Below are 20788 nucleotides of genomic sequence, written 5' to 3'. Positions count from 1 at the left end.
GCGTTAATGCCGTTAGTTTTGTTTGTAGTTGGCGTTAAAACAGGTGATGTCGACCTCGACCATACAGTCGACGACCAGATCGGCCACGCAGCACACGCGGGCGGGCGGATGCTCGGCAAAAAACTGGCGGAAGACTTTATTGAAGGACTGGAAGTAGCGTGCATCGGTCAGGAAGACCTTCATATGCACAATGTCTTCCTTGCCGAAGCCCGCCTCGCTCATGATGTCGAGGCAGTTTTGAATCGCCTGGGTGGACTGGGCGACGATGCCGCCGTCGATAATCTCCCCGTCGACCATCGGCGTCTGGCCGGAGACGTACAGCCAGCCGTCTGCGCTGACCGCTTTGGCGAACGGCAGGTTCTGGCCGCCGGTGCCGGTGGAGCCGGTAATTCCGTAACGTTTAATCATGATGTCCTCTTCTCGGGTTAATGGTTTCTGCTCAGGAATTTCCCGGCGCGCCGGCCGGTCATCTGTTGTTGGCTATAGGTCAGTACGCCGTTGACGAACACCTGTTCAATGCCCTCGGCCCGCTGTTTCGGCTGCTGAAAGGTGGCGGCGTCGTTGATGCGCGCCGGGTCGAACACCACCAGATCGGCGAAGTATCCTTCCCTGATCAGCCCGCGCTGCCGCATGCCGAAGCGCTGTGCGGACATGCCGGTCATCTTGTGCACCGCGGTCGTCAGCGGGAACAGCCGTTCATCGCGGCTGTAGTGGCCCAAGACGCGCGGGAAGGTGCTCCACAGGCGCGGATGAGGATTGGGATCGCACGGCAGGCCGTCGGAGCCGACCATGGCGCTGGGGTGAGCCAGGACGCGGCGCACATCGGCTTCATCCATCTGGAAATAGATGGCGCCGGCGGGCATCAGCCGCTGGGCGGCGTGGTGAATATCGCTATCCCAGGCGGCGGCGATTTCCAGCAGGGTTTTGCCCGCCATTTCCGGGTGCGGCGTGGACCAGGTGATCAAAATGTCGTAGTCCGCCGTAACCTGCTGCGGATCGAGGTTGGAGGAGCCGGCGCGGTACGGGTAGAGATCGCAACTGATATCCTGGCGTTGCTGATACTTCTCTATCAGCGCCAGCGTTTCTACCGTGCGCCCCCAGTTTTTGGCGCCCGCGCACTTATGGTGGGAGATCTGCACCGGCACCCGGGCGTGACGGCCGACGTGAAATGCCTCATGCATGGCGTCGATGATCCCGTCATATTCGGTGCGCATATGCGTGGTGTAGATGCCCTGATGCTCGGCCAGCAGCTCCGCCAGCGCGCAGATCTCTTCCGTTGAGGCGTTAACGGCGTTGCCGTAGGAGAGGCCGGTGCTCAGCCCCAGCGCACCCTGCTGCAGCGCCTGCCGCAGAACGGCGCGCATGGCATCGATATCGGCGCTCTGCGCCGGTTCGTCCAGGGACGCCACAGCGTTGTTGCGCAGCGTGGTGTGGCCGATCAGCGTGGCGACGTTCACCGAGGGCATGACCTCATCCACGGTGCGGCGATAGCTGGCCAGATCCGGGTAACGGAACTCCGCCAGCTCCCCCAGCAGGTTGAGCGGGTCGGGCACTTCGTCTTTCATCTGCGCGCAGGCGGCGCTGATGCCGCAGTTGCCGACGATGATACTGGTGACGCCCTGCGAGGTTTTCTCGATATAGTCCGGGTGCTTGATCACGATCAGATCGTCATGGGTATGAACGTCGATAAACCCGGGAGCCAGCACCCGGCCGCGGCAGTCCAGCGTAACCGCCGCGTCCTCATCAATGGCCGGCGCGATGCGGGTGATGCGATCGTCGCTGACGGCCACGTCGGCGGTGTAGCCGTCACCGCCGGAGCCGTCGATCACGGTGGCGTTTTTAAACAGGTAGTGATGTTTCATAGCGATACCTTTAAGCGTTCTGGTTGGCATGGGAGCGGTAGGCCGCCGCAAAGGCCTGCGCCTGCGCCGCGGTGCGGGCCGGCGTTTGTCCTGCGCGGTACAGATCGTTGCCGAGGCCGGCGCCGCTGCAGCCCGCCAGCAGGTAGGCGCCGAGCGTTTCCGGCGTGACGCCGCCGACGGCGTAGAGGGCGATATCTTCAGGCAGCACCGATTTCAGCGCGCGTACATAGCCGGGGCCGAACTGGCCGGCGGGGAACAGTTTGATTTGCCGGGCGCCGGCCTCGATGGCATTGAAGGCCTCCGTCGGCGTCGCGCAGCCCGGCAGCGCCGGCATGGCGTGGTGCAGCGCCCGGCGGATCACCGCAGGCTGCGTTGCCGGCGTCACAATAAACTGGCAGCCCGCCGCCGCCAGCTGGTCGACGTCGGCGACGTTTACCACCGTGCCGGCGCCGATCAGCGCTTGTCCGCCATAGCGTTGGGCCGCGTGGGCAATGCTGGTCTGCCATGACGGCGAGTTCAGCGGGATTTCAATCGCCTCAAAGCCGGCCTCAATCAGGACCGGGATGTGGTCGTCGACTTCATCGGGCGTAATGCCGCGCAGGATGGCGACCAGCGGTAGCGTAAGGTGCATTTTCATCGTGAATCTCCGGATGAGACGGCGTCGGACGGCGACGCGTACGGCGTTGCCGCCTGACGCATGATGATTTCCATCACGCGGATAGCGCCGATGCAGGACAGCGGCCGGGCGGGATCTTCGTCAACCAGCAGCGCGTCGGCGGTGAAAAAGGGATCGGCGGCGATCAGCGCGGCCAGCGCCTGTTGCAGGATCGGTTTGCCGCTGATGACCACGCGGGTCTCCGGCGTCAGCGTCAGCGCTCGGCTCTGTTTCATCGCCTGGATATCGGCGCAGAGCGTAACGCCCAGCAGATAGCTGGCTTTCTGGTCGTGGCTGGCGGCGGTAAACAGATCCAGCAGCCGCACGGAGAAGCAGGCGCGCGAAAGGCCGGTGCGCCGGCAGGCGTCGGCGCCCTGCAGCAGATAGTCGAGCTCCAGGCGGGCGGCGAACTGTCGATCCAGCGAGCCGGCCAGCAGGGAGTGGTGGGTGAGCGCATCCAGTAACTCGCCGGCCATGGTGGTGGCGCAGGCGGCAATGCGCTGCTGTCGATCGATACTGACGAACTTCGAGTGTGAGCCGGGCAGTACGATCACCGCCGGGCCGGGCACGGCCTGTAATGCCAGCAGGCCGAAGGTTTCCACTTCTTCGCCGCGCATCACGTCCATCATATCGAGGTTGGTGAGGTTCACCGTCGGCAGGGCGTTTTTGACGCCGGGAATAAACCAGATCGGCTGCGGAGCGATGGCCGGAATATGGCGCGCTACCGCGCCGTTCGCCAGCTGTTCAACGCTGACCGGCGCGCTCAGGTGGGGAAGCGGGCAGAGCCCGACATCGGCGGTGATCATGCCGGACGCCACGATCGCGCAGCGATCGAGCGTACAGCCCTCAGCCTGCGCCAGCGCGCGATCCAGGGCATCCTTAATCCCGGCGGTGAGCGTCGCCTGGCTGCCGGTTTTGGCGCTGTCGCGCACCCCGACCGCCGCGCAGGCGTCGGCGATGATCCTTTTATCTTGCCAGATACGCACCCGGGTATTGGTGGTACCGGAATCGATGGTGACGATGAACATATCGTTTCCTTAGTAACTAAAATTTCGGAACGTCATTCCTTTTATTTAGGCTATTTTTTATAAATAGGAATGTCATTCCGTTTTTTATCAATTGGTGAAGGGGGTCACAAACTGCGGGCGGGGAAAGACGAAGCAAGATATTCAATGCACTGAAAACAAACGAATTTTGTAGGATGTGGCATTGCGGCTACAATAACGGGAAATTTTCGAATGGGGGTAACAGGATGTCAGGTGGCGAGAGCACGAATGCTTCCAGCATTGATAAGGTTTTAACGCTGTTGGAAGAAATTGGAGACCACCCCGAAGGCATATCGCTGGCGGCGCTGGTCAAGCGCACCGGGATAGCGAAAACGACCGGATTCCGTATCCTGGAAACCCTCAAGGAGCGGCAGTATGTGATGCTGGACAGCGCGACGGAGCGCTATCATCTGGATCTGAAAAGCCTGGAGCTGGGGATTAAAGGATTAATGAATGTGAACCTGGTTGAGGTTTCCATTCCGTATCTGAAGAAGCTTTCCGCCAAAAGTGAAGAAACCTGTTTTCTGGGGGTCTACAACGAAGGCCACGTGGTCTACCTGTATAAAAGCGAAGGGACGCTCTCCATCCAGACCAACGCGCAGCTGGGCGCGCGCCTGCCGGCCTACTGCACCGGAATTGGCAAGGCGCTGCTGGCCTTCCAGCCGCAGGAAGAGATCGACCGCGTACTGAGCAAACCGCTGACGGCGTTTACCGAGAAAACGCTGGTTGACCGAGTGGCGCTGTATGAGGTGCTGGCGGATATTCGCCTGAAAGGCTACTCACTCGACAATGAAGAGAACGAAGAGGGCCTGACCTGCGTGGCGCGCCCGATCTTCAACTATACCGGCAGCGTGGTCGGCGCGCTGAGCGTCGCCGGGCCGACGCACCGTATGCAGCGTAAAATCGAGCGGGTTAACCAGGAGCTGGAGCAGGTGTGCTCACTGATTTCCCGCCGTCTGGGCTATCTGGGGAAATAGTTTTTCCCGGCGCGGCTAACGTCGTGCCGTTTGCCAGAGGGGGGGCGGCATGGTTAACGGGAACGCCCGGCAGGGCGCGCTTAATCATGCCGGTGGCCGCGGCTCAGGCGGCAAAAACTACCGTTTGCGCAATATTTGTACATACTGTGTAAAGCCGGGGAAGCGTTTCCCGGACGCGTGCTGAAGGCCAGCCGGCGCTTCACGCGTTAGTTATCCGGTTGTCTAACATAAGGATTGCGCTATGCGTTGGCCTCAGCACGCTTTGGTAATCTGCACCGCCGCGATGTTATCCCTTCTCACATTTTCCGCTCATGCACACGGCGATAAGCGCAGCGGTGTCGAAACTGAAACGCTGCTGGAATCGGAACACGCCTGGGACGGTACGCAGTATTCCGCCTATCCACAGGGTACCCCGCAGCTGTCGGTGCTGAAGATCACCATCGCCCCCAACAGCAGTCTGGCCTGGCACCAGCACCCGATCCCGAATGCCGTCTATGTGCAGAGCGGCGTGCTGACGGTGAAGAAGAAATCCAACGGAGAAACACGGCAGGTCACCGCTGGTCAGGTGCTGCCCGAAATGGTGGATACTGCCCATCGCGGCTATACCGGCAACGAGGGCGCGGTGCTGATTGCGTTTTACGCCGGTAAGAAGGGTGTGCCGCTGTCGGAGCCGACGGGGGAGAGGTGAGCGGGGAGGCAGTTGATATTTGACGTCGAGGATGGGAAAGTGTCAGAAGTGGACGTATGTCTTCCCCGTATCATTCCAAGCATATCATGCATCCGCAGGCTCTAATCCCGGAATAGGCAGCAAAGATTGTCAGAGCTTCGGTTCGAAGCCCTTTGTATAGTCGATAGACGACTTAGCTAAAATTGCAGTAAATTACCGTGCTCAAGGAGCAGATGGCGCGCGACGATGTTAGTTTCGTAATTGTTACGTTTTGGTGTATTGAAAAGCAGGATAAAATGAGAAGAAATCTTCAGTATATGTGTTGGCTACTAGGGGCATTCGTGAGTGGCGCATCAGCAGAGCAATACGGTACTCCTCTATCAAGTTGCCTCAATGACCAAACCATCCCGTTTATTAACACAGATAAACCCGCAGTTGAGATAGTTGATACTGCGTACGAGCAGTGCAATAAAGAGAATCTAAAATGGAAAGAAGAGCGTAAACCATTATCTCCTGAAATAGTTGCCAAACAGGATGGGGAACTTCATGACTTTTATGTGCGTATGATTGAAATAAGGCGTAAAGCCGCAGATAAAGCAAAGTGACTATAGTTTTTCTTCTCATTATGATAGAAGGTGAGACAGGAACTTTGCTGAATAAACGAAAGTTTGGCTGAAGTGCAAGTTTACAGTAAAGATGATTAGGTTTGAAAACATAAACACACCAACATTATAAAAGGGATGCAATTGTGTTGAAAAAATTAGTAACGGGACAACTAAGTTTGCCAATGACGTTCTGGGGGGGGGGTTGCGGAGGTCTGTTTATCGGTCTTATTGGTCTGGCAGGCATACATACAGGCCATACGGCAATGGTGCCGTTGTCTTACATACTTAAAACGGTTCTTTTCGGCGCGGTTCTTTCCGGTATTACGTCCATCCTTCGTAGAAAAATCACAGTGCTTGGTGCTCTTGCATTTTTTGTTGTCTTGATTCAGCTGATAATGAGCATCGTAATGATTTTAGGGCTTTCCTCATTGCTGTTTACGTAATTGAGTTAGAAATGAAAAGTATTTTCAAGGGAATAGACTACGGATTTGGCAGGTCTGTTATCACTCAGGAGGGGAATAATAATGGTACAGAGGGTGGGAGCTGGCTATTGCCCTGTTTCGGGGGAAGGAACCACTCCTATTATAGGGGGGAATAGACGTTTCATTGATAGATAACTACAGTATGCTCGGTGATTCTTCGGGCCAGGAGTGCAACTCTTACCATTTTCTCCGGTCCACACCGGTCCACTATATCCACCACATCCCCCAAAGCAAAAAGCCCGCTTAAGTTTCCTTAAGCGGGCTTCTCTAAATATGGCTCCTCTGACTGGACTCGAACCAGTGACATACGGATTAACAGTCCGCCGTTCTACCGACTGAACTACAGAGGAATCGTGTGAACGGGGCGAATCATAGCGAGCCGCCGCGGGCATGTCAAAGGGGGATTACGCATTCTGTGACTGTTTGCTTACAGAATGCGCAATTGCTTGAGTTTTTTGCAGATTTAGCATATTTCACCGCCAAAAGTCTTGCCCTGTCGCGGGGAGGAGGGCGTCAGGCGACGGCGACGCCGCGATAAATCCGCTGCGGGCGGCCGACCTTGCCGTAAACCATCTCCGCCGTCAGCTGCTGGTGCGCGCTGCAAAACTCCAGGTAGCGGCGGGCGGTGGTGCGGCTCAGCCCCAGCTGCTGCGCCACGCTTTCGGCGGTGTGGCGCGCGGCCGGGTCGCTGAACAGCTCGCGCACCTTGCCCAGCGTCAGCGCGTCGATGCCCGCCGGCAGCGCCGCCTGCCGCTCGCTGCGGGCGTAGGTGTTGAACATCTCGTCGATGCGCTGCTGGCTGACGCGGGTTTTTCCCTTCAGCGCCTGCCGCCGCTGGCTGAAGCGCTGCAGGGTCTGCGCCAGCCGGTCATAGGCCAGCGGCTTAATCAGATAGTCGAATACCCCGTAGCGCAGCGCTTCGGCCACCGTATCCATATCGCTGGCGGCGGTGATAAACACGATGCCGCCGCCGTAGCCCTGCAGCGTCAGCTCACGCAGCAGCTCAATGCCGCGGCCGTCGGGCAGGAAGTTATCCAGCAGGATCAGGTCGGGCTTAAAGCGCTCGCACATCGCGCGCGCCTGCGCCAGGTTGCCCGCCAGCCACATCTGCCGGCAGTTGCCGTGCTGCCTGATAAACTCGGCGTGCATCTCCGCCAGCGGCGTTTCGTCCTCAACGATTAAGATATTCAGCCATTCCATATGCTTCCCCCGATGAAATAACGCGTTAGCTGAAGGTAATAGATCTTCGGCCATCGGGTTACCGCGTCAGATCAATAAAAACGATAAAAATAATTAAGTAAATAAAAATCATTAAATAACTTATTAATCGCCAACGCTTTGTGAATTAGGTCAATTATTACCGCAATATTTCCCTTTACCATAATTTCCAGCTTACCTCTTTGTTGTTATATCCGGCATAACCTGATGGTTTTTAAGTTGTTATTTGGCCGTTATTGTTAATTCAAACCGGGTTTTGTATTTAAATTGTTATATTAGCGAGCGAGTTATGTTGGCGGGCGCCATATTTAATCGAGTCTACAGAACGGAGCATCAGGCCATTGCCGATATTCGCGCATTTCTGCGCGCCAATGAGCTGAATATGGATACGACGGTGGAAGTTTTTATTACCGTTACGCAGAACGATAAATTGGTGGCCTGCGGCGGCATCGCCGGCAATATTATTAAATGCGTCGCCATCAGTCCGCAGCTGCGCGGCGCCGGGCTGGCGCTGTCGCTGGCGACCGAGCTGGTCAATCTGGCGTACGAACGTCATCACAGCCAGCTGTTTATCTATACCAAAACGCAAAACGCCGACCTGTTCCGCCAGTGCGGCTTTTACCCGATCGCCGACGTGCCGGGCATTGTGGTGCTGATGGAGAACAGCCCGTGCCGCCTGCAGCGCTATGCGGCGCGGCTGGCGACACAGCGCCGGCCGGGCGGCGTGATCGGCAGCATCGTGATGAACGCCAACCCGTTCACCCGTGGCCACCAGTATCTGATTCGCCGCGCCGCCGCGCAGTGCGACTGGCTGCACCTGTTTCTGGTGCGCGAAGACACCTCGCGTTTTCCCTATGAAGACCGGCGTCGGCTGGTGATGCAGGGCAGCCGCGACATCGCCAACCTGACGGTGCATGAAGGCTCGCAGTATGTGATCTCGCGCGCCACCTTTCCCTGTTACTTCATCAAGGAGCAGGGCGTGGCCGACGACTGCTACACCGAAATCGATTTAAAAATCTTCCGCCAGTATCTGGCGCCGGCGCTGGGCATTACCCACCGCTTTGTCGGCAATGAACCCTTCTGCGCCGTGACGGCGAAATATAACCGCGATATGCGCCACTGGCTGGAAACGCCGGCGCTGCCCAGTCCGCCGATCCAGCTGGTGGAGATTGAACGCCTGCAGTATCAGGGCACCGCCATCTCCGCCTCCTGGGTGCGCAAACTGCTGGCCGCCGGCGATTTCCACGCCGCCGCACCGCTGGTGCCGGAAGACACCCTTTACTACCTGCAGGATCTGCAGGCGCGACGCCAGGCTCACGCGGCGTCGCCGGAATTTGAGTCCGCACAATCAGGTGAATGATGAAGATAATCCGAGAAGCAATGGCCGGCACGCTGGAATCCAGCGATGTGATGGTGCGCATCGCGCCCGGCGACGGCCCGCAGCATGACCTGCTGATTGCCAGCAGCGTAGAGAAACAGTTCGGCGCGGCGATCCGCCGCACGCTGCTGCAGGTGTTGAACCAGTACGGCGTCGAGCCGGTGCAGGTGATGGTTGACGATAAGGGCGCGCTGGACTGCGTGCTGCGCGCCCGGCTGGAAACCGCGCTGATGCGCGCCAGCGACGGCGGCCAGCTGCCCTGGGAGGTGAACGATGAAAACGCTGAATAAATCCCGTCCGCGCCGCAGCATGCTGTTCGTGCCGGGGGCCAACGCGGCGATGGTCAGCAACGCCTTTATCTATCAGGCCGATGCGCTGATGTTCGATCTGGAAGACTCGGTGATCCTGCGGGAAAAAGACGCGGCGCGCCGGCTGGTGTACCACGCGCTGCAGCACCCGCTGTATCAGGAGGTGGAAACCATCGTGCGGGTCAACGCGCTGGACTCTGCCTACGGCCTGGCGGATCTGCAGGCGGTGGTGCGCGGCGGCGCCGACGTGGTGCGGCTGCCGAAAACCGACAGCGCGCAGGACGTGCTGGATATGGCGGATGAAATCGACGCCATCGAACGCGCGTGCGGCCGGCCGCAGGGCAGCACCGGCCTGCTGGCGGCGATTGAGTCGGCGGCGGGCATCACCAACGCCGTCGCCATCGCCCAGGCGTCGCCGCGCCTGATCGGCATCGCGCTCGGCGCAGAGGATTACGTGCGCAACCTGCGCACCGAACGTTCGCCGGAGGGGATTGAGCTGCTGTTCGCCCGCTGCTCGATTCTGCAGGCGGCCAGGGCGGCCGGCATTCAGGCGTTCGACACCGTCTATTCCGATGCCAACAACGAGGCCGGTTTCCTGCAGGAGGCGGCGCTGATCAAACAGCTGGGCTTCGACGGCAAATCGCTGATCAACCCGCGGCAGATTGAGCTGCTGCACAACCTGTACGCGCCAAGCGCCAAAGAGGTGGCGCATGCCGAGCGGGTGGTGCAGGCCGCCGAGGCGGCGGCGCGCGAAGGGCTCGGCGTGGTGTCGCTGAACGGCAAAATGGTCGACAGCCCGGTGATTGAGCGGGCGCGTCTGGTGCTGCAGCGCGCGGCGCTGTCCGGCATTCGTGAAGAAGCAGCGCACAGCGGGGAGGCGCAATGAAACGTCAACAGTGTCCGGTCGATCTGCATCAGCTGGCCGGCTATCAGGAGAGTTCAAAAGCCAACCGGCAGGCGGCCAGACCGCGCGACAGAAAGCGCTGCGACTCATTGCAGGAGGCGGTGCGCCGCAGCGGCCTGCAGGACGGTATGACCATCTCGTTCCACCACGCGTTCCGCGGCGGCGATCTGGCGCTGAACCAGGTGATGGCGACGCTGGCGGCGATGGGCTTTCGCAACCTGACGCTGGCTTCCAGCTCGCTCAGCGAGTGCCATGCGCCGCTGGTGGAGCATATCCGCCACGGCGTGGTCAGCCGCATCTACACCTCCGGCCTGCGCGGCCCGCTGGCGGAAGAGATTTCACGCGGCCTGCTGGCGCAGCCGGTGCAGATCCACTCCCACGGCGGGCGGGTCAACCTGATTGAATCCGGCGAGCTGCATATCGACGTCGCGTTCCTCGGCGTGCCGGCCTGCGATGAGTTCGGCAACGCCAACGGCTACAGCGGCGACGCCTGCTGCGGTTCGCTCGGCTACGCCAAAGTGGACGCGCAGCATGCCGACACCGTGGTGCTGCTGACCGAAACGCTGGCGCCGTACCCGCACCATCCCGCCAGCCTGGCGCAGGATCGGGTCGATCTGATCGTACAGCTGGAGCGGGTCGGCGACGCCGACAAGATCGGCGCCGACGCCACCCGCATGACCTCCAACCCGCGCGAGCTGCTGATCGCCCGCCGCGCCGCCGAGGTGATCGCCGCCTCCGGCTACTTCAGCGAGGGCTTTTCGCTGCAGACCGGCACCGGCGGCGCGTCGCTGGCGGTGACGCGCTTTCTGGAGGACAAGATGCGCGCCCGCGGCGTACGCGCCGGCTTTGCGCTCGGCGGCATCACCTCCACCATGGTGGATCTGCACGAGAAGGGGCTGATCGGCAAACTGCTGGACGTGCAGAGCTTTGACCGCGCTGCGGCCGGTTCGCTGGCGCGTAACCCGCAGCATATCGAAATCAGCGCCAATCAGTACGCCAACCTGACCTCGAAAGGGGCGGCGGTGGATCGGCTCGACGTGGTGGTGTTGAGCGCGCTGGAGATTGACACCGGTTTTAACGTCAACGTGCTGACCGGTTCCGACGGCGTGCTGCGCGGCGCCTCCGGCGGCCACTGCGACACCGCCGACGCTGCGCGGCTGGCGATTATCGTCGCGCCGCTGGTGCGCGGTCGCATCCCGACGCTGGTGGATAAGGTGACCACCCGCGTTACGCCGGGCTCCAGCATCGACATTCTGGTTACCGATCACGGGATTGCCGTCAACCCGGCCCGCCCGGAACTGGCGCAGCGGCTGCGTGACGCCGGACTGGCGGTGGTCGATATCGGCTGGCTGCGCCAGCGCGCCCTGACGCTGACCGGTGAGCCGCAGCCGATCGCCTTCAGCGACAGGGTGGTGGCGGTGGTGCGCTACCGCGACGGCTCGGTGATTGACGTGGTGCGTCAGGTGGCGGAGTAGCGTATGACGACTCTGCATCCCGAACGGGCCGCCAACCGCGCCGTCGGCCTGACGGAACTGCTCGCCGCCCGCGAGCAGCGGCGCGACCGCCAGCAGGCCTGGCTGGCGCGCCACCCGACGACGCTGGTGGTGCTGACGCCGCTGGCGCCCGGCGCGCTGAAGGACAGCCCGCTGACGCGGCGCATCTTTAACCTCGGCTGGCAGGCGCTGCGCAACGAGCAACGGCGGCAGGGCTGGCATTGCCTGCGCGCCGAGGCGCTGGGACTGCCCGCCGGCGGCGAAGGTTTTATCTCGCTGCAGGCCGCCGCGCCGCAGGTGAAGCAGTGCTGCATCCGGCTGGAGGAGACGCATCCCGCCGGGCGGCTGTGGGATATCGACGTGCTGGACGCGCAGGGGCGTATTTTGTCGCGTGATGACTGCGGGCTGCCCGCCCGGCGCTGCCTGCTGTGCGACCAGCCGGCGCGCCTCTGCGCACGGCAGCGGCGTCACGACGTCGGGCAGCTGCTGGCCGCCATGGAGGAGACGCTCAATGCTGCGCTCGCTGCCCGCTAGCTGCGCCTGTTTGCCGCCGCCATCGGCGGACGAGCGGTGTTTTGCCCTGCATGCCTACCGCGCCTTGCTGAGTGAGGTCAACCTGACGCCGAAGCCCGGCCTGGTGGATCGTGACAACAACGGCGCGCACCGGGATATGCATATCGGCCACTTCTACCGCAGCGCGCGCGCCATCGGCGTCTGGCTGCCGCGCTTTATCCGTCAGGGGCGGCAGGATGCGGCGCTGCCGGCCGATCGCGTGCTGGCGCGGCTGCGGCCGCTCGGTCTGGCCTGCGAAAACCAGATGTTCCGCGCCACCGGCGGCGTCAACACCCACAAGGGCAGCGTATTTGCGCTGGGGCTGCTGTGCTGCGCGTTCGGTCGTCTGCCGCCGTCGGGGCGTACGCCTGCCGCGCTGTGTGCGGAAGTGGCGGCCATCTGTCGGGGGCTGACGGCGCGTGAGCTGCGGCGCAACAACGCCGGACAGACCGCCGGCCAGCGGCTGTACCGCCGGTATGGTCTTGGCGGCGCGCGCGGCGAGGCCGAAGCGGGCTTCCCGCTGGTGCTGCACGGCGCATTGCCGCGCTATCTGCGGCGGCTGCGGCAGGGCGATGACGCGCAGAGCGCGCTGCAGGACTGCCTGCTGTGGCTGATGGCGCACAACGACGATACCAATGTCGCCGCGCGCGGCGGCATGGAAGGGCTGCGCTGGCTGCAGCAGCGGGCGTCGCAGCTGCTGGCGCAGGGCGGCGCCGGCGGCAGCGAGGGCAACGCGCGACTGCGCCGGTTTGACGCCGAGTGCATTGCCCGCCATCTCAGCCCCGGCGGCAGCGCCGATTTACTGATGATCACCTGGCTGTTGGCGCAGATGCCGCCGGCGGCCTCACAGGAATAATAATGCTGCGTTCAGGAGAACCTCTATGAGTCCGTTGAAACAAAAATTCGCCAAGGCGCTGGCGCCGCTGGTGGTATTGGCGGTGCTGCTGCTGATCCCGGCGCCGGACGGCATGCCGCCGCAGGCGTGGCGCTACTTCGCCATTTTTGTCGCCATGATTGTCGGCATGATCCTGGAGCCGATCCCGGCGACCGCCATCAGCTTTATCGCGGTGACGGTGGGGGTGCTGGGAGCGCCCTGGGTGCTGTTCAGCCCGCAGGAGCTGGCCGAGCCGGGCTTTAAGGCCGGTAAAGAGGCGCTGAAGTGGGGGCTGGCCGGTTTTTCCAGCACCACGGTGTGGCTGGTGTTCGGCGCGTTTATCTTTGCCCTCGGTTACGAGGTCACGGGGCTGGGGCGGCGCATCGCGCTGTTTCTGGTGAAGTTTATGGGCAAGCGGACGCTGACGCTCGGCTACGCGGTGGTGATTATCGATATCCTGCTGGCGCCGTTCACCCCGTCCAACACCGCGCGCACCGGCGGCACCGTGTTCCCGGTGGTGAAAAACCTGCCGCCGCTGTTTGACTCGTTCCCCAACGACCCGTCGTCGCGGCGCATCGGCGGCTACCTGATGTGGATGATGGTGGTCGGCACCAGCATCAGTTCGTCGATGTTTGTCACCGGCGCGGCGCCGAACGTGCTGGGGATTGAGTTTGTCAGCAAGATCGCCGGCGTGCATATCAGCTGGATGCAGTGGTTTATGGCGTTCCTGCCGGTAGGGCTGGTGCTGCTGATTATCGCGCCGCTGCTCTCCTATTACCTGTACAAGCCGGGCGTCACCCACAGCAGCGAGGTGGCCGGCTGGGCCGACGGCGCGCTGGCGGAGATGGGTAAGCTGAGCCGTCAGGAGTACACCCTGATCGGCCTGGTGCTGCTCAGCCTGTGCCTGTGGGTGTTCGGCGGTAAAGTGGTGAACGCCACCGCGGTGTGCCTGCTGGCGGTGTCGCTGATGCTGGCGCTGCACGTGGTGTCATGGAAGGCGATCACCCAATACTCCAGCGCCTGGAACACGCTGGTGAATCTGGCGACGCTGGTGGTGATGGCCAACGGCCTGACGCGCTCCGGCTTTATCGACTGGTTCGCCACCACCATGAGCACCCACCTGAGCGACTTCTCGCCGACGATGACCGTGGTGGCGCTGGTGCTGGTGTTCTACTTCGCCCACTACCTGTTTGCCAGCCTGTCGGCCCACACCGCCACCATGCTGCCGGTGATCCTGGCGGTGGGCAAGGGGCTGCCGGGCGTGCCGATGGAGCAGCTGTCGATTCTGCTGGTGCTGTCGATCGGCCTGATGGGCGTGCTGACGCCGTACGCCACCGGCCCGGGGGTGATTATCTACGGCTGCGGCTACGTGAAGTCGAAGGACTACTGGCGGCTGGGGGCGATCCTCGGCGTGCTGTATATCGCCGCCTTGCTGCTGATCGGCTGGCCGATCCTCAGCCTGTGGTATTAAACCTTCTTTCGGCGGCCCGTTAGGGGGCCGCCGCTCTGCATTGCGCCGCGCGTGATAATCCTCACACCTTTTCTTGCCGAACCCCGCCATGATGTCTGGTCAGGCTAACTGACTAAAAACACACACAACAGGGACCCTTAGCGATGAAGAAAAACAAGATACTGCTCTGCCTGCCGCTGCTGTTTTCCGCCTCTGCGCTGGCGGAAACCGCCGACTATCAGCTGGAGCAGGTGCTGGTGATGAGCCGCCACAACCTGCGCGCGCCGCTGGCCAATAACGGCAGCGTGCTGGCCAACTCGACGCCGCAGGCCTGGCCGCAGTGGGATACGCCGGGCGGCGAGCTGACCACCAAGGGCGGGGTGCTGGAAGTGTATATGGGGCACTACTTTAACGCCTGGCTGAAGCAGGCCGGCCTGCTGCCGCAGCAGGGCTGCCCGACGGCGGACAGCGTCTACGTCTACGCCAACAGCCTGCAGCGCACGGTAGCCACCGCGCAGTTCTTTACCAACGGCGCGTTCCCGGGCTGTGACGTGGCGGTGCACCATCAGGAAAAAATGGGGACCATGGACCCGACCTTTAACCCGATCATCACCGATAACAGCGAGACGTTTAACCAGCAGGCGCTGAAGGCGATGAACGACAAGCTGCACTCGCTGCAGCTGGATGCCGCCTACCGGCAGCTGGCGCAGATCACCGACTACGCCGACTCCAGCGCCTGTAAAACCGACAAACAGTGCGACCTGACCGCGGCAACCAGCACCATGAGCGCGGTGCCGGGCAAGGAGCCGGGCGTCGCCGGCCCGCTGCGGGTGGGCAACTCGCTGGTGGACGCCTTTATGCTGCAGTATTACGAAGGCTTCCCGGCCGACCAGGTGGCGTGGGGCAAGGTGAAAACGCCGGAGCAGTGGCGGCAGCTGGCGCAGCTGAAAGACGGCTATCAGGATTCGCTGTTCACCTCGACGGTGGTGGCGCAGAACGTCGCCAAGCCGCTGCTGAGCTACATCAACGGGGCGCTGATCGGCAAGGCGAAGGGCGAAGCGCCGAAGCTGACGGTGCTGGTGGGGCATGACTCCAACATCGCCTCGCTGCTGTCGGCGATGCGCTTCAAGCCTTATCAGCTGCCGCAGCAGTATGAAAAAACGCCGATCGGCGGCAAGCTGGTGTTCCAGCGCTGGCACGATAAGCAGGGCGATCGCGACCTGCTGAAGATTGAGTATGTCTATCAGTCCACCGAGCAGCTGCGCAACGCCGACAAGCTGACGCTGCAGCATCCGCCGCAGCGGGTGACGATGGCGCTGGAAGGCTGCCCGATCGATAAAAACGGCTTCTGCAGCTGGAGCGATTTCGAAAAAGCGATGAAAACGATGCTGTAACGGCTATTGCCCCTTTCTCCGGTGAGAGAGGGGCTGTACGCCCGCCCGTCACTCGCATTACACTGCTCCCAGTCGATCCTAAACTGCGGAACCGCCGTGCTCACTACGTTTCTTACCGATATCTGCTGGCTGCCGGTCAGCGACTTTCCCGGCCGGGTTATCCGCGGCCGTTTCAGCCTGACGGCCTACCATGACGCGCTGTGGCAACAGGCGGCGCTGCCGTTCCCTGACCATCTGTCCGCGGCGGTGGCGAAGCGCCGGGCGGAGTATCTGGCCGGACGCCTGCTGGCGCGCCAGGCGCTGGAGGCGCTGGGGCATCCGCAGCAGCTGGTGGCGCGCGGCGCCGATCGCGCGCCGGTCTGGCCGGTCGGCATTGCCGGCGCGCTGAGCCACAACGCGGATACCGCGCTGTGCGCCGTGGCGCCGGCGACCCGCGGCGGCGGCGTCGGGCTGGATGTGGAAACGCAGATGCCGGCGCAGCGCGCCGAGCAGCTGTGGAGCGGGATCGTCAATCCGGCGGAGCAGGCGTGGCTGCGTCAGCAGCCGCTGTCGTTCAGCCTGGCGCTGACGCTGACGTTTTCCGCCAAAGAGAGCCTGTTCAAGGCGCTCTACCCGCAGGTGCGGCGCTACTTTGATTTTCTCGATGCGCACATCGTCGCGCTGGACCCGCAGGCGCAGACCTTTACGCTGGCGCTGCTGCAGGATTTAACGCCGCAGTGCCCGGCCGGGCGGCGTTTCAACGGGCGCTTTACGCTTGATGGTGACAACGTAACTACGTTTATTTTCTTCTGAATCAATCTATTAGACGGATATCTTCGCCGCTGACGGCGGCGCTGGACAAGCGCGTTTTCGCCGCTACAATAAATACTGGTTAAATAAACAGGTATCGGCGATGACGATCGATCTTTTTGAAGACGCGCTGCCGGCGCCGTGGCGCGAGGAGATCGCCCCCGGCGCGGTGGTGCTGCACGGTTTTGTGCGCGACCACGGCCCCGAGCTGCTGGCGGCGGTGCGCGGCGTGGTGGCGCAGGTGCCGTGGCGGCATCTGACCACGCCCGGCGGCTATACCATGTCGGTGGCGATGAGCTGGTGCGGCAACGGCTGGACCAGCGACAGCCGCGGCTACCGCTACGCCGAGCGCGACGCGCGCAGCGGCCGCCGCTGGCCGGCGATCCCGCCCATTTTGCTGGCGTTGGCGGACGAAGCCGCGCTGCAGGCCGGCTTTGGCCACTTTACGCCGGACTCCTGCCTGATCAACCGTTACGACCCCGGCAGCAAACTGTCGCTGCATCAGGACAAGGACGAGCGCGATTTCGGCGCGCCGATCGTCTCGGTATCGCTCGGGCTGCCGGCGGTGTTCCAGTTCGGCGGCCTGCAGCGCAGCGACCGGGCGCGGCGCATTCCGCTGGCGCACGGCGACGTGGTGGTGTGGGGCGGCCCGTCGCGGCTGTGCTTCCACGGCATTCTGCCGGTGAAGGAGGGCTACCACTCGCTGGTGGGGTCACAGCGCATCAATATCACTCTGCGCAAGGCGCTGTAAGCCGCGGCTGCTGCGCCAGGCAGGCGACCAGATGGTCGATAAACACCCGCAGCCGGGCGGGCAGGTGCGGCGTCGGCGCATACAGCAGCCACAGCCCGCCGCGATAATTACTGAGAAACTCCCACTCCGGCAGCACCTGCACCAGCTCGCCGTCCGCCAGCGCCTGCCGGGCGGTAAAGTACGGCAGGCTGCCGATGCCGATATGCTGCCTGACCGCATCCAGCCGCACGCCGGTGTGGTTGGCGGCATAGCGCCCGCGCACGTTGATCGTCTGCGTCCTGCCCGCGCGGCGGAAACGCCAGCGTGCGTCGTGCGGCGTCTCCCCCAGATAGATGCAGCTGTGCTGCGCCAGCTCCTGCGGCTGTTGCGGCGTGCCGTGCTGCACCAGATAGTGCGGCGTGGCGCACAGCAGGTGCTCAATCTCCATCAGCCTGCGGCCAATCAGGCCCGGCGACGGGCTGTCGGTGATGCGCAGCGCCAGATCCACGCCGTCGTCAATCAAATCCATATAGCGGTCTTCCAGCCGCAGGCGCACGTCCACCTTGGGGTAGCGCTGCAGAAAGGCCGGCATATGCGGATGCAGCACAAAGCGGCCGACCGCTTTCGGTACGCTGACGCTGACCAATCCTTCCGGTTCGGCATGGTTTTGCCCGCTGAGGCTGAGCACCGCCTCGGCCGCCGCCAGCATCTGCCGGCAGTACTGCAGGGCGCTCTCTCCCGGTTCGCTCAGGCGCAGTTTACGGGTGGTGCGGTGCAGCAGCCGCAGCCCCAGCGCCTGTTCCAGCTTGCTGACGCTGCGGCTGACGGCCGAAGGCGACGCGCCCAGCCGGCGGGCGGCGGCGGAGAAACTGCCGCTCTCGGCCACCTGGACGAATACGGCCATCTCGGCCAGTAATGCGGAGGCTTGATTTGTGATCACAGCGCAAAAGTCCATTCTTCTGGTAACGGATTATCCTCTGATTATGACATGAATATACTGTGTGCAGGGTGAATCAACCGGAGAATAAACGATGACCGAACGACGTTATTACTACAGCGATGAACTGCAGGGGCAGGCGCAGCTGTTGGATTGCCGGCCGCTGGAGGACGGTAACCATGCGCTTGTTCTGGACGGCACGCTGTTTCATCCGCAGGGCGGCGGCCAGCCGGCCGACGGCGGCAGCCTGAACGGCGAGCCGCTGCTGCGGCTGGTGCCGCACGGCGATGATATCCTGCACGTGGTGGCGCGGCCGCAGCCGCCGGGGCCGGTTACGCTGGCGGTTGACGGCCGGCTGCGCGCGCTGCATGCGCGCTGGCACTCCGCCGGCCATCTGATTGGCTATCTGGGGGAGACGCAGGGCTGGCGGCCGGTGAAGGCGCACCACTGGCCGGGTGAGGGACGTATTACCCTGGCGCCCGGCGACGGCGTCAGGGCGCTGGAGCAGGCGTGGCTGCAGCAGGCGATGAATACGCTGATCGCCGCCGACCTGCCGCGCCGTCAGCAGCAGGAAAACGGCGTGCGTCAGGTCGGCTTCGGCGATTTGCCGGCCTACGGCTGCGGCGGCACCCACGTGCGCTCGCTGGCCGAGCTGGGCGAGGTGACCATCAGCGCGCTGAAAATGAAAAAGGGTCAGCTGGTGGTGTACTACACGTTGTAGGCCGTCGGGCCGCCCGCCTTGTGCATTTTCTGCAAAAGGAATGCGATATTTGTTCGTTCAACCGCGCGCCGTTTTGGTTTGTTATCTAAGCGATAACTTACAGAAATATAAGGGCGGGTATGGTGAACTTTTCGGGCAAGATTTTAGCGCGGGGAATCGCGCTGACGCTGGGCGCCGCGGCGCTGAATGCGCCGGCAGGGGCGACGGTGCAGGGCGGCACGCTGGTGTATCTGGAGCAGCAGGCGCATACCAATCTTTATCCGCCGTCGGGCGGCTTTTACCCCAACGGCGGCATTCTCAACCAAATCACCGACAAACTGACCTACCAGAATCCGGACACGCTGGCGATCGAACCGTGGATCGCCGAGTCGTGGAGCAGCAACGCGGATAAAACCGAATATACCTTCAAGCTGCGGCCGGGCGTGACCTTCTCCGACGGTACGCCGCTGGACGCCAACGCGGTAGCGAAAAACTTCGACACCTACGGCCTGGGCAATGCGGCGCTGAAGCTGCCGGTTTCCGAAGTGATCAACAACTACGCCCGCAGCGAGGTGATCGATCCGCTGACGGTGAAGTTCTATTTCAAGCGGCCGTCGCCGGGCTTTCTGCAGGGCACGGCCACCATCGGCTCCGGGCTGGTGTCGCTCGGCACGCTGCAGCGCAGCTATGAGCAACTGGGCGATGCGCGCCATATCATCGGCTCCGGGCCGTTTGTGGTCAGCGATGAAAAACTGGGGCGCGAGGTGACGCTCAGCGCGCGTAAGGATTACCGCTGGGGGCCGCCGGCGTTGAAGCAGCAGGGGCGGGCCAACCTTGATCGGGTCAAGGTGATCGTCGCCGGTGAAGACAGCGTGCGCATCGGCGCGCTGCTGGCCGGCCAGGCCGACTTTATCCGTCAGATCCAGGCGTATGACGAACGGCCGACCCGGGAGCAGGGGTTTACGATTTATGCCGCGCCGACCCGCGGCGTCAACGACAGTCTGGCCTTCCGCCCGGATAACCCGTTGGTCAGCGATCTGCGGGTGCGCCGCGCGCTGCTGCACGCCACCGACAGCCAACAGATCGTCGCGACGCTGTTCTCCGCCAACTATCCGCCGGCAAAATCGGTGGTGGCGTCCGGCGCGCCCGGCTTTGTCGATCTCTCCTCCTCGCTGACCTTTGACCCGGCGCTGGCGAACCGGCTGCTGGACGAGGCGGGCTGGCGGCGCGGCGCCGACGGCCTGCGGGAGAAGGACGGCAAAGCATTACGCCTGACGGTGTATGAGTCGCTGCCGCAGCCGCAGAACAAGGCGGTGCTGCAGCTGGTTTCCCAACAGTGGGGCAAGGTGGGCGCGCGGCTGACGATCCTGCCGGGCGATGCCGGCAGCAAGGTGGCGGATAACCTCGACCCGCAGAAAACGCCGCTGGCGGTGATCGAGGTGGGGCGCGCCGACCCGGACGTGATTAAGAGCCAGTTTTATCCAGAGAACCGCGACGGTCTGCTGCAGCAGGGCGGCGCCGGTAAAAACAGCCGCTTCAGCGATGCGCGGCTGAATGCGCTGCTGCTGGGGATCGCCAGCGAAGTCGACGCGCCGCAGCGGCTGAAGATTGCCGCCGACGCCCAACGCTACCTGCTGGAGCAGGCCTATGTCATCCCGTTCTTTGAAGAGCCGCAGGTGTTTGCCGGCGCGCCGTATCTGCACGGCGTCAGCTTTGAGGCGGTGGGACGGCCGAGCTTTTACGGCGCGTGGCTGAATAAACGCTGAG

Annotated in this window: 22 protein-coding genes and 1 tRNA gene; 16 read left to right on the top strand and 7 right to left on the bottom strand. The window is 62.6% G+C overall.

The window, feature by feature from the left end:
* Positions 1-12 precede the first annotated feature (12 nt).
* Genes I6G83_RS22250 through I6G83_RS22235 form a run of 4 tightly spaced genes read right to left on the bottom strand, consistent with a single transcriptional unit; the run spans position 13 to position 3545 of the window.
* Positions 13-411 (bottom strand): RidA family protein, encoded by a 399-nt coding sequence (locus I6G83_RS22250; RefSeq protein ID WP_041411827.1) that lies wholly within the window; start codon positions 409-411, stop codon positions 13-15.
* A gap of 14 nt (positions 412-425) precedes the next feature.
* Positions 426-1862, bottom strand: coding sequence for an N-acyl-D-amino-acid deacylase family protein (locus tag I6G83_RS22245; RefSeq protein ID WP_054307689.1), 1437 nt, complete (start codon positions 1860-1862; stop codon positions 426-428).
* A gap of 10 nt (positions 1863-1872) precedes the next feature.
* Complete coding sequence (locus I6G83_RS22240; protein ID WP_062779046.1) at positions 1873-2499, bottom strand: 2-dehydro-3-deoxy-6-phosphogalactonate aldolase; 627 nt, start codon at positions 2497-2499, stop codon at positions 1873-1875.
* Entirely contained in the window at positions 2496-3545 is a 1050-nt protein-coding gene (locus I6G83_RS22235) for a 2-dehydro-3-deoxygalactonokinase (protein ID WP_054307565.1), read from the bottom strand. The genes I6G83_RS22240 and I6G83_RS22235 overlap by 4 nt, the downstream gene beginning before the upstream one ends.
* Before the next feature lie 278 nt (positions 3546-3823).
* On the opposite strand from I6G83_RS22235, the gene I6G83_RS22230 reads away from it, so the two are divergent.
* From I6G83_RS22230 to I6G83_RS22215, 4 genes are all read left to right on the top strand, one after another.
* On the top strand, positions 3824-4540 hold the full coding sequence (locus I6G83_RS22230; RefSeq protein WP_232037655.1) for an IclR family transcriptional regulator: 717 nt from the start codon (positions 3824-3826) through the stop codon (positions 4538-4540).
* A gap of 241 nt (positions 4541-4781) precedes the next feature.
* The gene (locus I6G83_RS22225; RefSeq protein WP_054307567.1) at positions 4782-5228 is read left to right on the top strand and encodes a cupin domain-containing protein; all 447 of its coding nucleotides are present in this window, start codon (positions 4782-4784) and stop codon (positions 5226-5228) included.
* 212 nt (positions 5229-5440) lie between these two features.
* Positions 5441-5812: a hypothetical protein gene (locus tag I6G83_RS22220; protein WP_054307568.1), complete on the top strand. Its 372-nt coding sequence runs from the start codon at positions 5441-5443 to the stop codon at positions 5810-5812.
* 143 nt (positions 5813-5955) lie between these two features.
* Positions 5956-6255: a hypothetical protein gene (locus I6G83_RS22215; protein WP_054307569.1), complete on the top strand. Its 300-nt coding sequence runs from the start codon at positions 5956-5958 to the stop codon at positions 6253-6255.
* Between the two features lie 313 nt (positions 6256-6568).
* Here the strand turns inward: I6G83_RS22215 and I6G83_RS22210 are convergent.
* Both I6G83_RS22210 and dpiA read right to left on the bottom strand, forming a co-directional pair.
* Positions 6569-6644, bottom strand: a tRNA-Asn gene (locus tag I6G83_RS22210).
* A gap of 163 nt (positions 6645-6807) precedes the next feature.
* The gene (gene dpiA / locus I6G83_RS22205) at positions 6808-7494 is read right to left on the bottom strand and encodes a two-component response regulator DpiA (protein WP_054307283.1); all 687 of its coding nucleotides are present in this window, start codon (positions 7492-7494) and stop codon (positions 6808-6810) included.
* Positions 7495-7801: 307 nt separating this feature from the next.
* Between dpiA and citC the strand changes: the two genes are divergently transcribed.
* The 10 genes from citC (at position 7802) to alkB (ending at position 17405) form a co-directional block, all read left to right on the top strand.
* On the top strand, positions 7802-8872 hold the full coding sequence (gene citC, locus I6G83_RS22200) for a [citrate (pro-3S)-lyase] ligase (RefSeq protein ID WP_054307284.1): 1071 nt from the start codon (positions 7802-7804) through the stop codon (positions 8870-8872).
* Entirely contained in the window at positions 8872-9180 is a 309-nt protein-coding gene (gene citD / locus I6G83_RS22195) for a citrate lyase acyl carrier protein (protein ID WP_015672996.1), read from the top strand. Before citC ends, citD begins: the two co-directional genes overlap by 1 nt.
* Complete coding sequence (gene citE, locus I6G83_RS22190; RefSeq protein WP_054307285.1) at positions 9164-10084, top strand: citrate (pro-3S)-lyase subunit beta; 921 nt, start codon at positions 9164-9166, stop codon at positions 10082-10084. The genes citD and citE overlap by 17 nt, the downstream gene beginning before the upstream one ends.
* Positions 10081-11577 carry a citrate lyase subunit alpha gene (citF, locus tag I6G83_RS22185; RefSeq protein WP_054307286.1) on the top strand — a complete coding sequence of 499 codons (1497 nt, stop codon included), beginning with the start codon at positions 10081-10083 and terminating at the stop codon, positions 11575-11577. The genes citE and citF overlap by 4 nt, the downstream gene beginning before the upstream one ends.
* Positions 11578-11580: 3 nt before the next feature.
* Complete coding sequence (citX, locus tag I6G83_RS22180) at positions 11581-12129, top strand: citrate lyase holo-[acyl-carrier protein] synthase (RefSeq protein ID WP_062779050.1); 549 nt, start codon at positions 11581-11583, stop codon at positions 12127-12129.
* On the top strand, positions 12110-13003 hold the full coding sequence (gene citG / locus I6G83_RS22175; RefSeq protein ID WP_156484021.1) for a triphosphoribosyl-dephospho-CoA synthase CitG: 894 nt from the start codon (positions 12110-12112) through the stop codon (positions 13001-13003). Before citX ends, citG begins: the two co-directional genes overlap by 20 nt.
* Positions 13004-13028: 25 nt before the next feature.
* Entirely contained in the window at positions 13029-14492 is a 1464-nt protein-coding gene (locus tag I6G83_RS22170) for an anion permease (RefSeq protein ID WP_054307729.1), read from the top strand.
* A gap of 143 nt (positions 14493-14635) precedes the next feature.
* Entirely contained in the window at positions 14636-15865 is a 1230-nt protein-coding gene (gene agp, locus I6G83_RS22165) for a bifunctional glucose-1-phosphatase/inositol phosphatase (RefSeq protein ID WP_054307730.1), read from the top strand.
* Between the two features lie 96 nt (positions 15866-15961).
* Positions 15962-16657, top strand: coding sequence for a 4'-phosphopantetheinyl transferase family protein (locus tag I6G83_RS22160; protein ID WP_054307731.1), 696 nt, complete (start codon positions 15962-15964; stop codon positions 16655-16657).
* A 100-nt stretch (positions 16658-16757) separates the two neighbouring features.
* On the top strand, positions 16758-17405 hold the full coding sequence (gene alkB, locus I6G83_RS22155; protein WP_054307732.1) for a DNA oxidative demethylase AlkB: 648 nt from the start codon (positions 16758-16760) through the stop codon (positions 17403-17405).
* Here the strand turns inward: alkB and I6G83_RS22150 are convergent.
* Positions 17383-18339: a LysR family transcriptional regulator gene (locus I6G83_RS22150; protein WP_054307733.1), complete on the bottom strand. Its 957-nt coding sequence runs from the start codon at positions 18337-18339 to the stop codon at positions 17383-17385. The two genes, alkB and I6G83_RS22150, sit on opposite strands and share 23 nt — an antisense overlap.
* A 76-nt stretch (positions 18340-18415) precedes the next feature.
* Here I6G83_RS22150 and I6G83_RS22145 point away from each other — a divergent pair, with 76 nt between their 5' ends.
* Positions 18416-19042 (top strand): alanyl-tRNA editing protein, encoded by a 627-nt coding sequence (locus I6G83_RS22145; RefSeq protein WP_054307734.1) that lies wholly within the window; start codon positions 18416-18418, stop codon positions 19040-19042.
* 119 nt (positions 19043-19161) lie between these two features.
* On the top strand, positions 19162-20787 hold the full coding sequence (locus I6G83_RS22140) for a TIGR04028 family ABC transporter substrate-binding protein (protein WP_054307735.1): 1626 nt from the start codon (positions 19162-19164) through the stop codon (positions 20785-20787).
* The last annotated feature ends 1 nt before the right edge of the window (position 20788 follow it).

The organism is Serratia rubidaea, from assembly GCF_016026735.1.
Classification (GTDB): Bacteria; Pseudomonadota; Gammaproteobacteria; order Enterobacterales; family Enterobacteriaceae; genus Serratia_B; species Serratia_B rubidaea.
The sequence above is the reverse complement of the archived record's forward strand: the minus strand, read 5'-3'. Positions and strand labels throughout refer to the sequence as shown.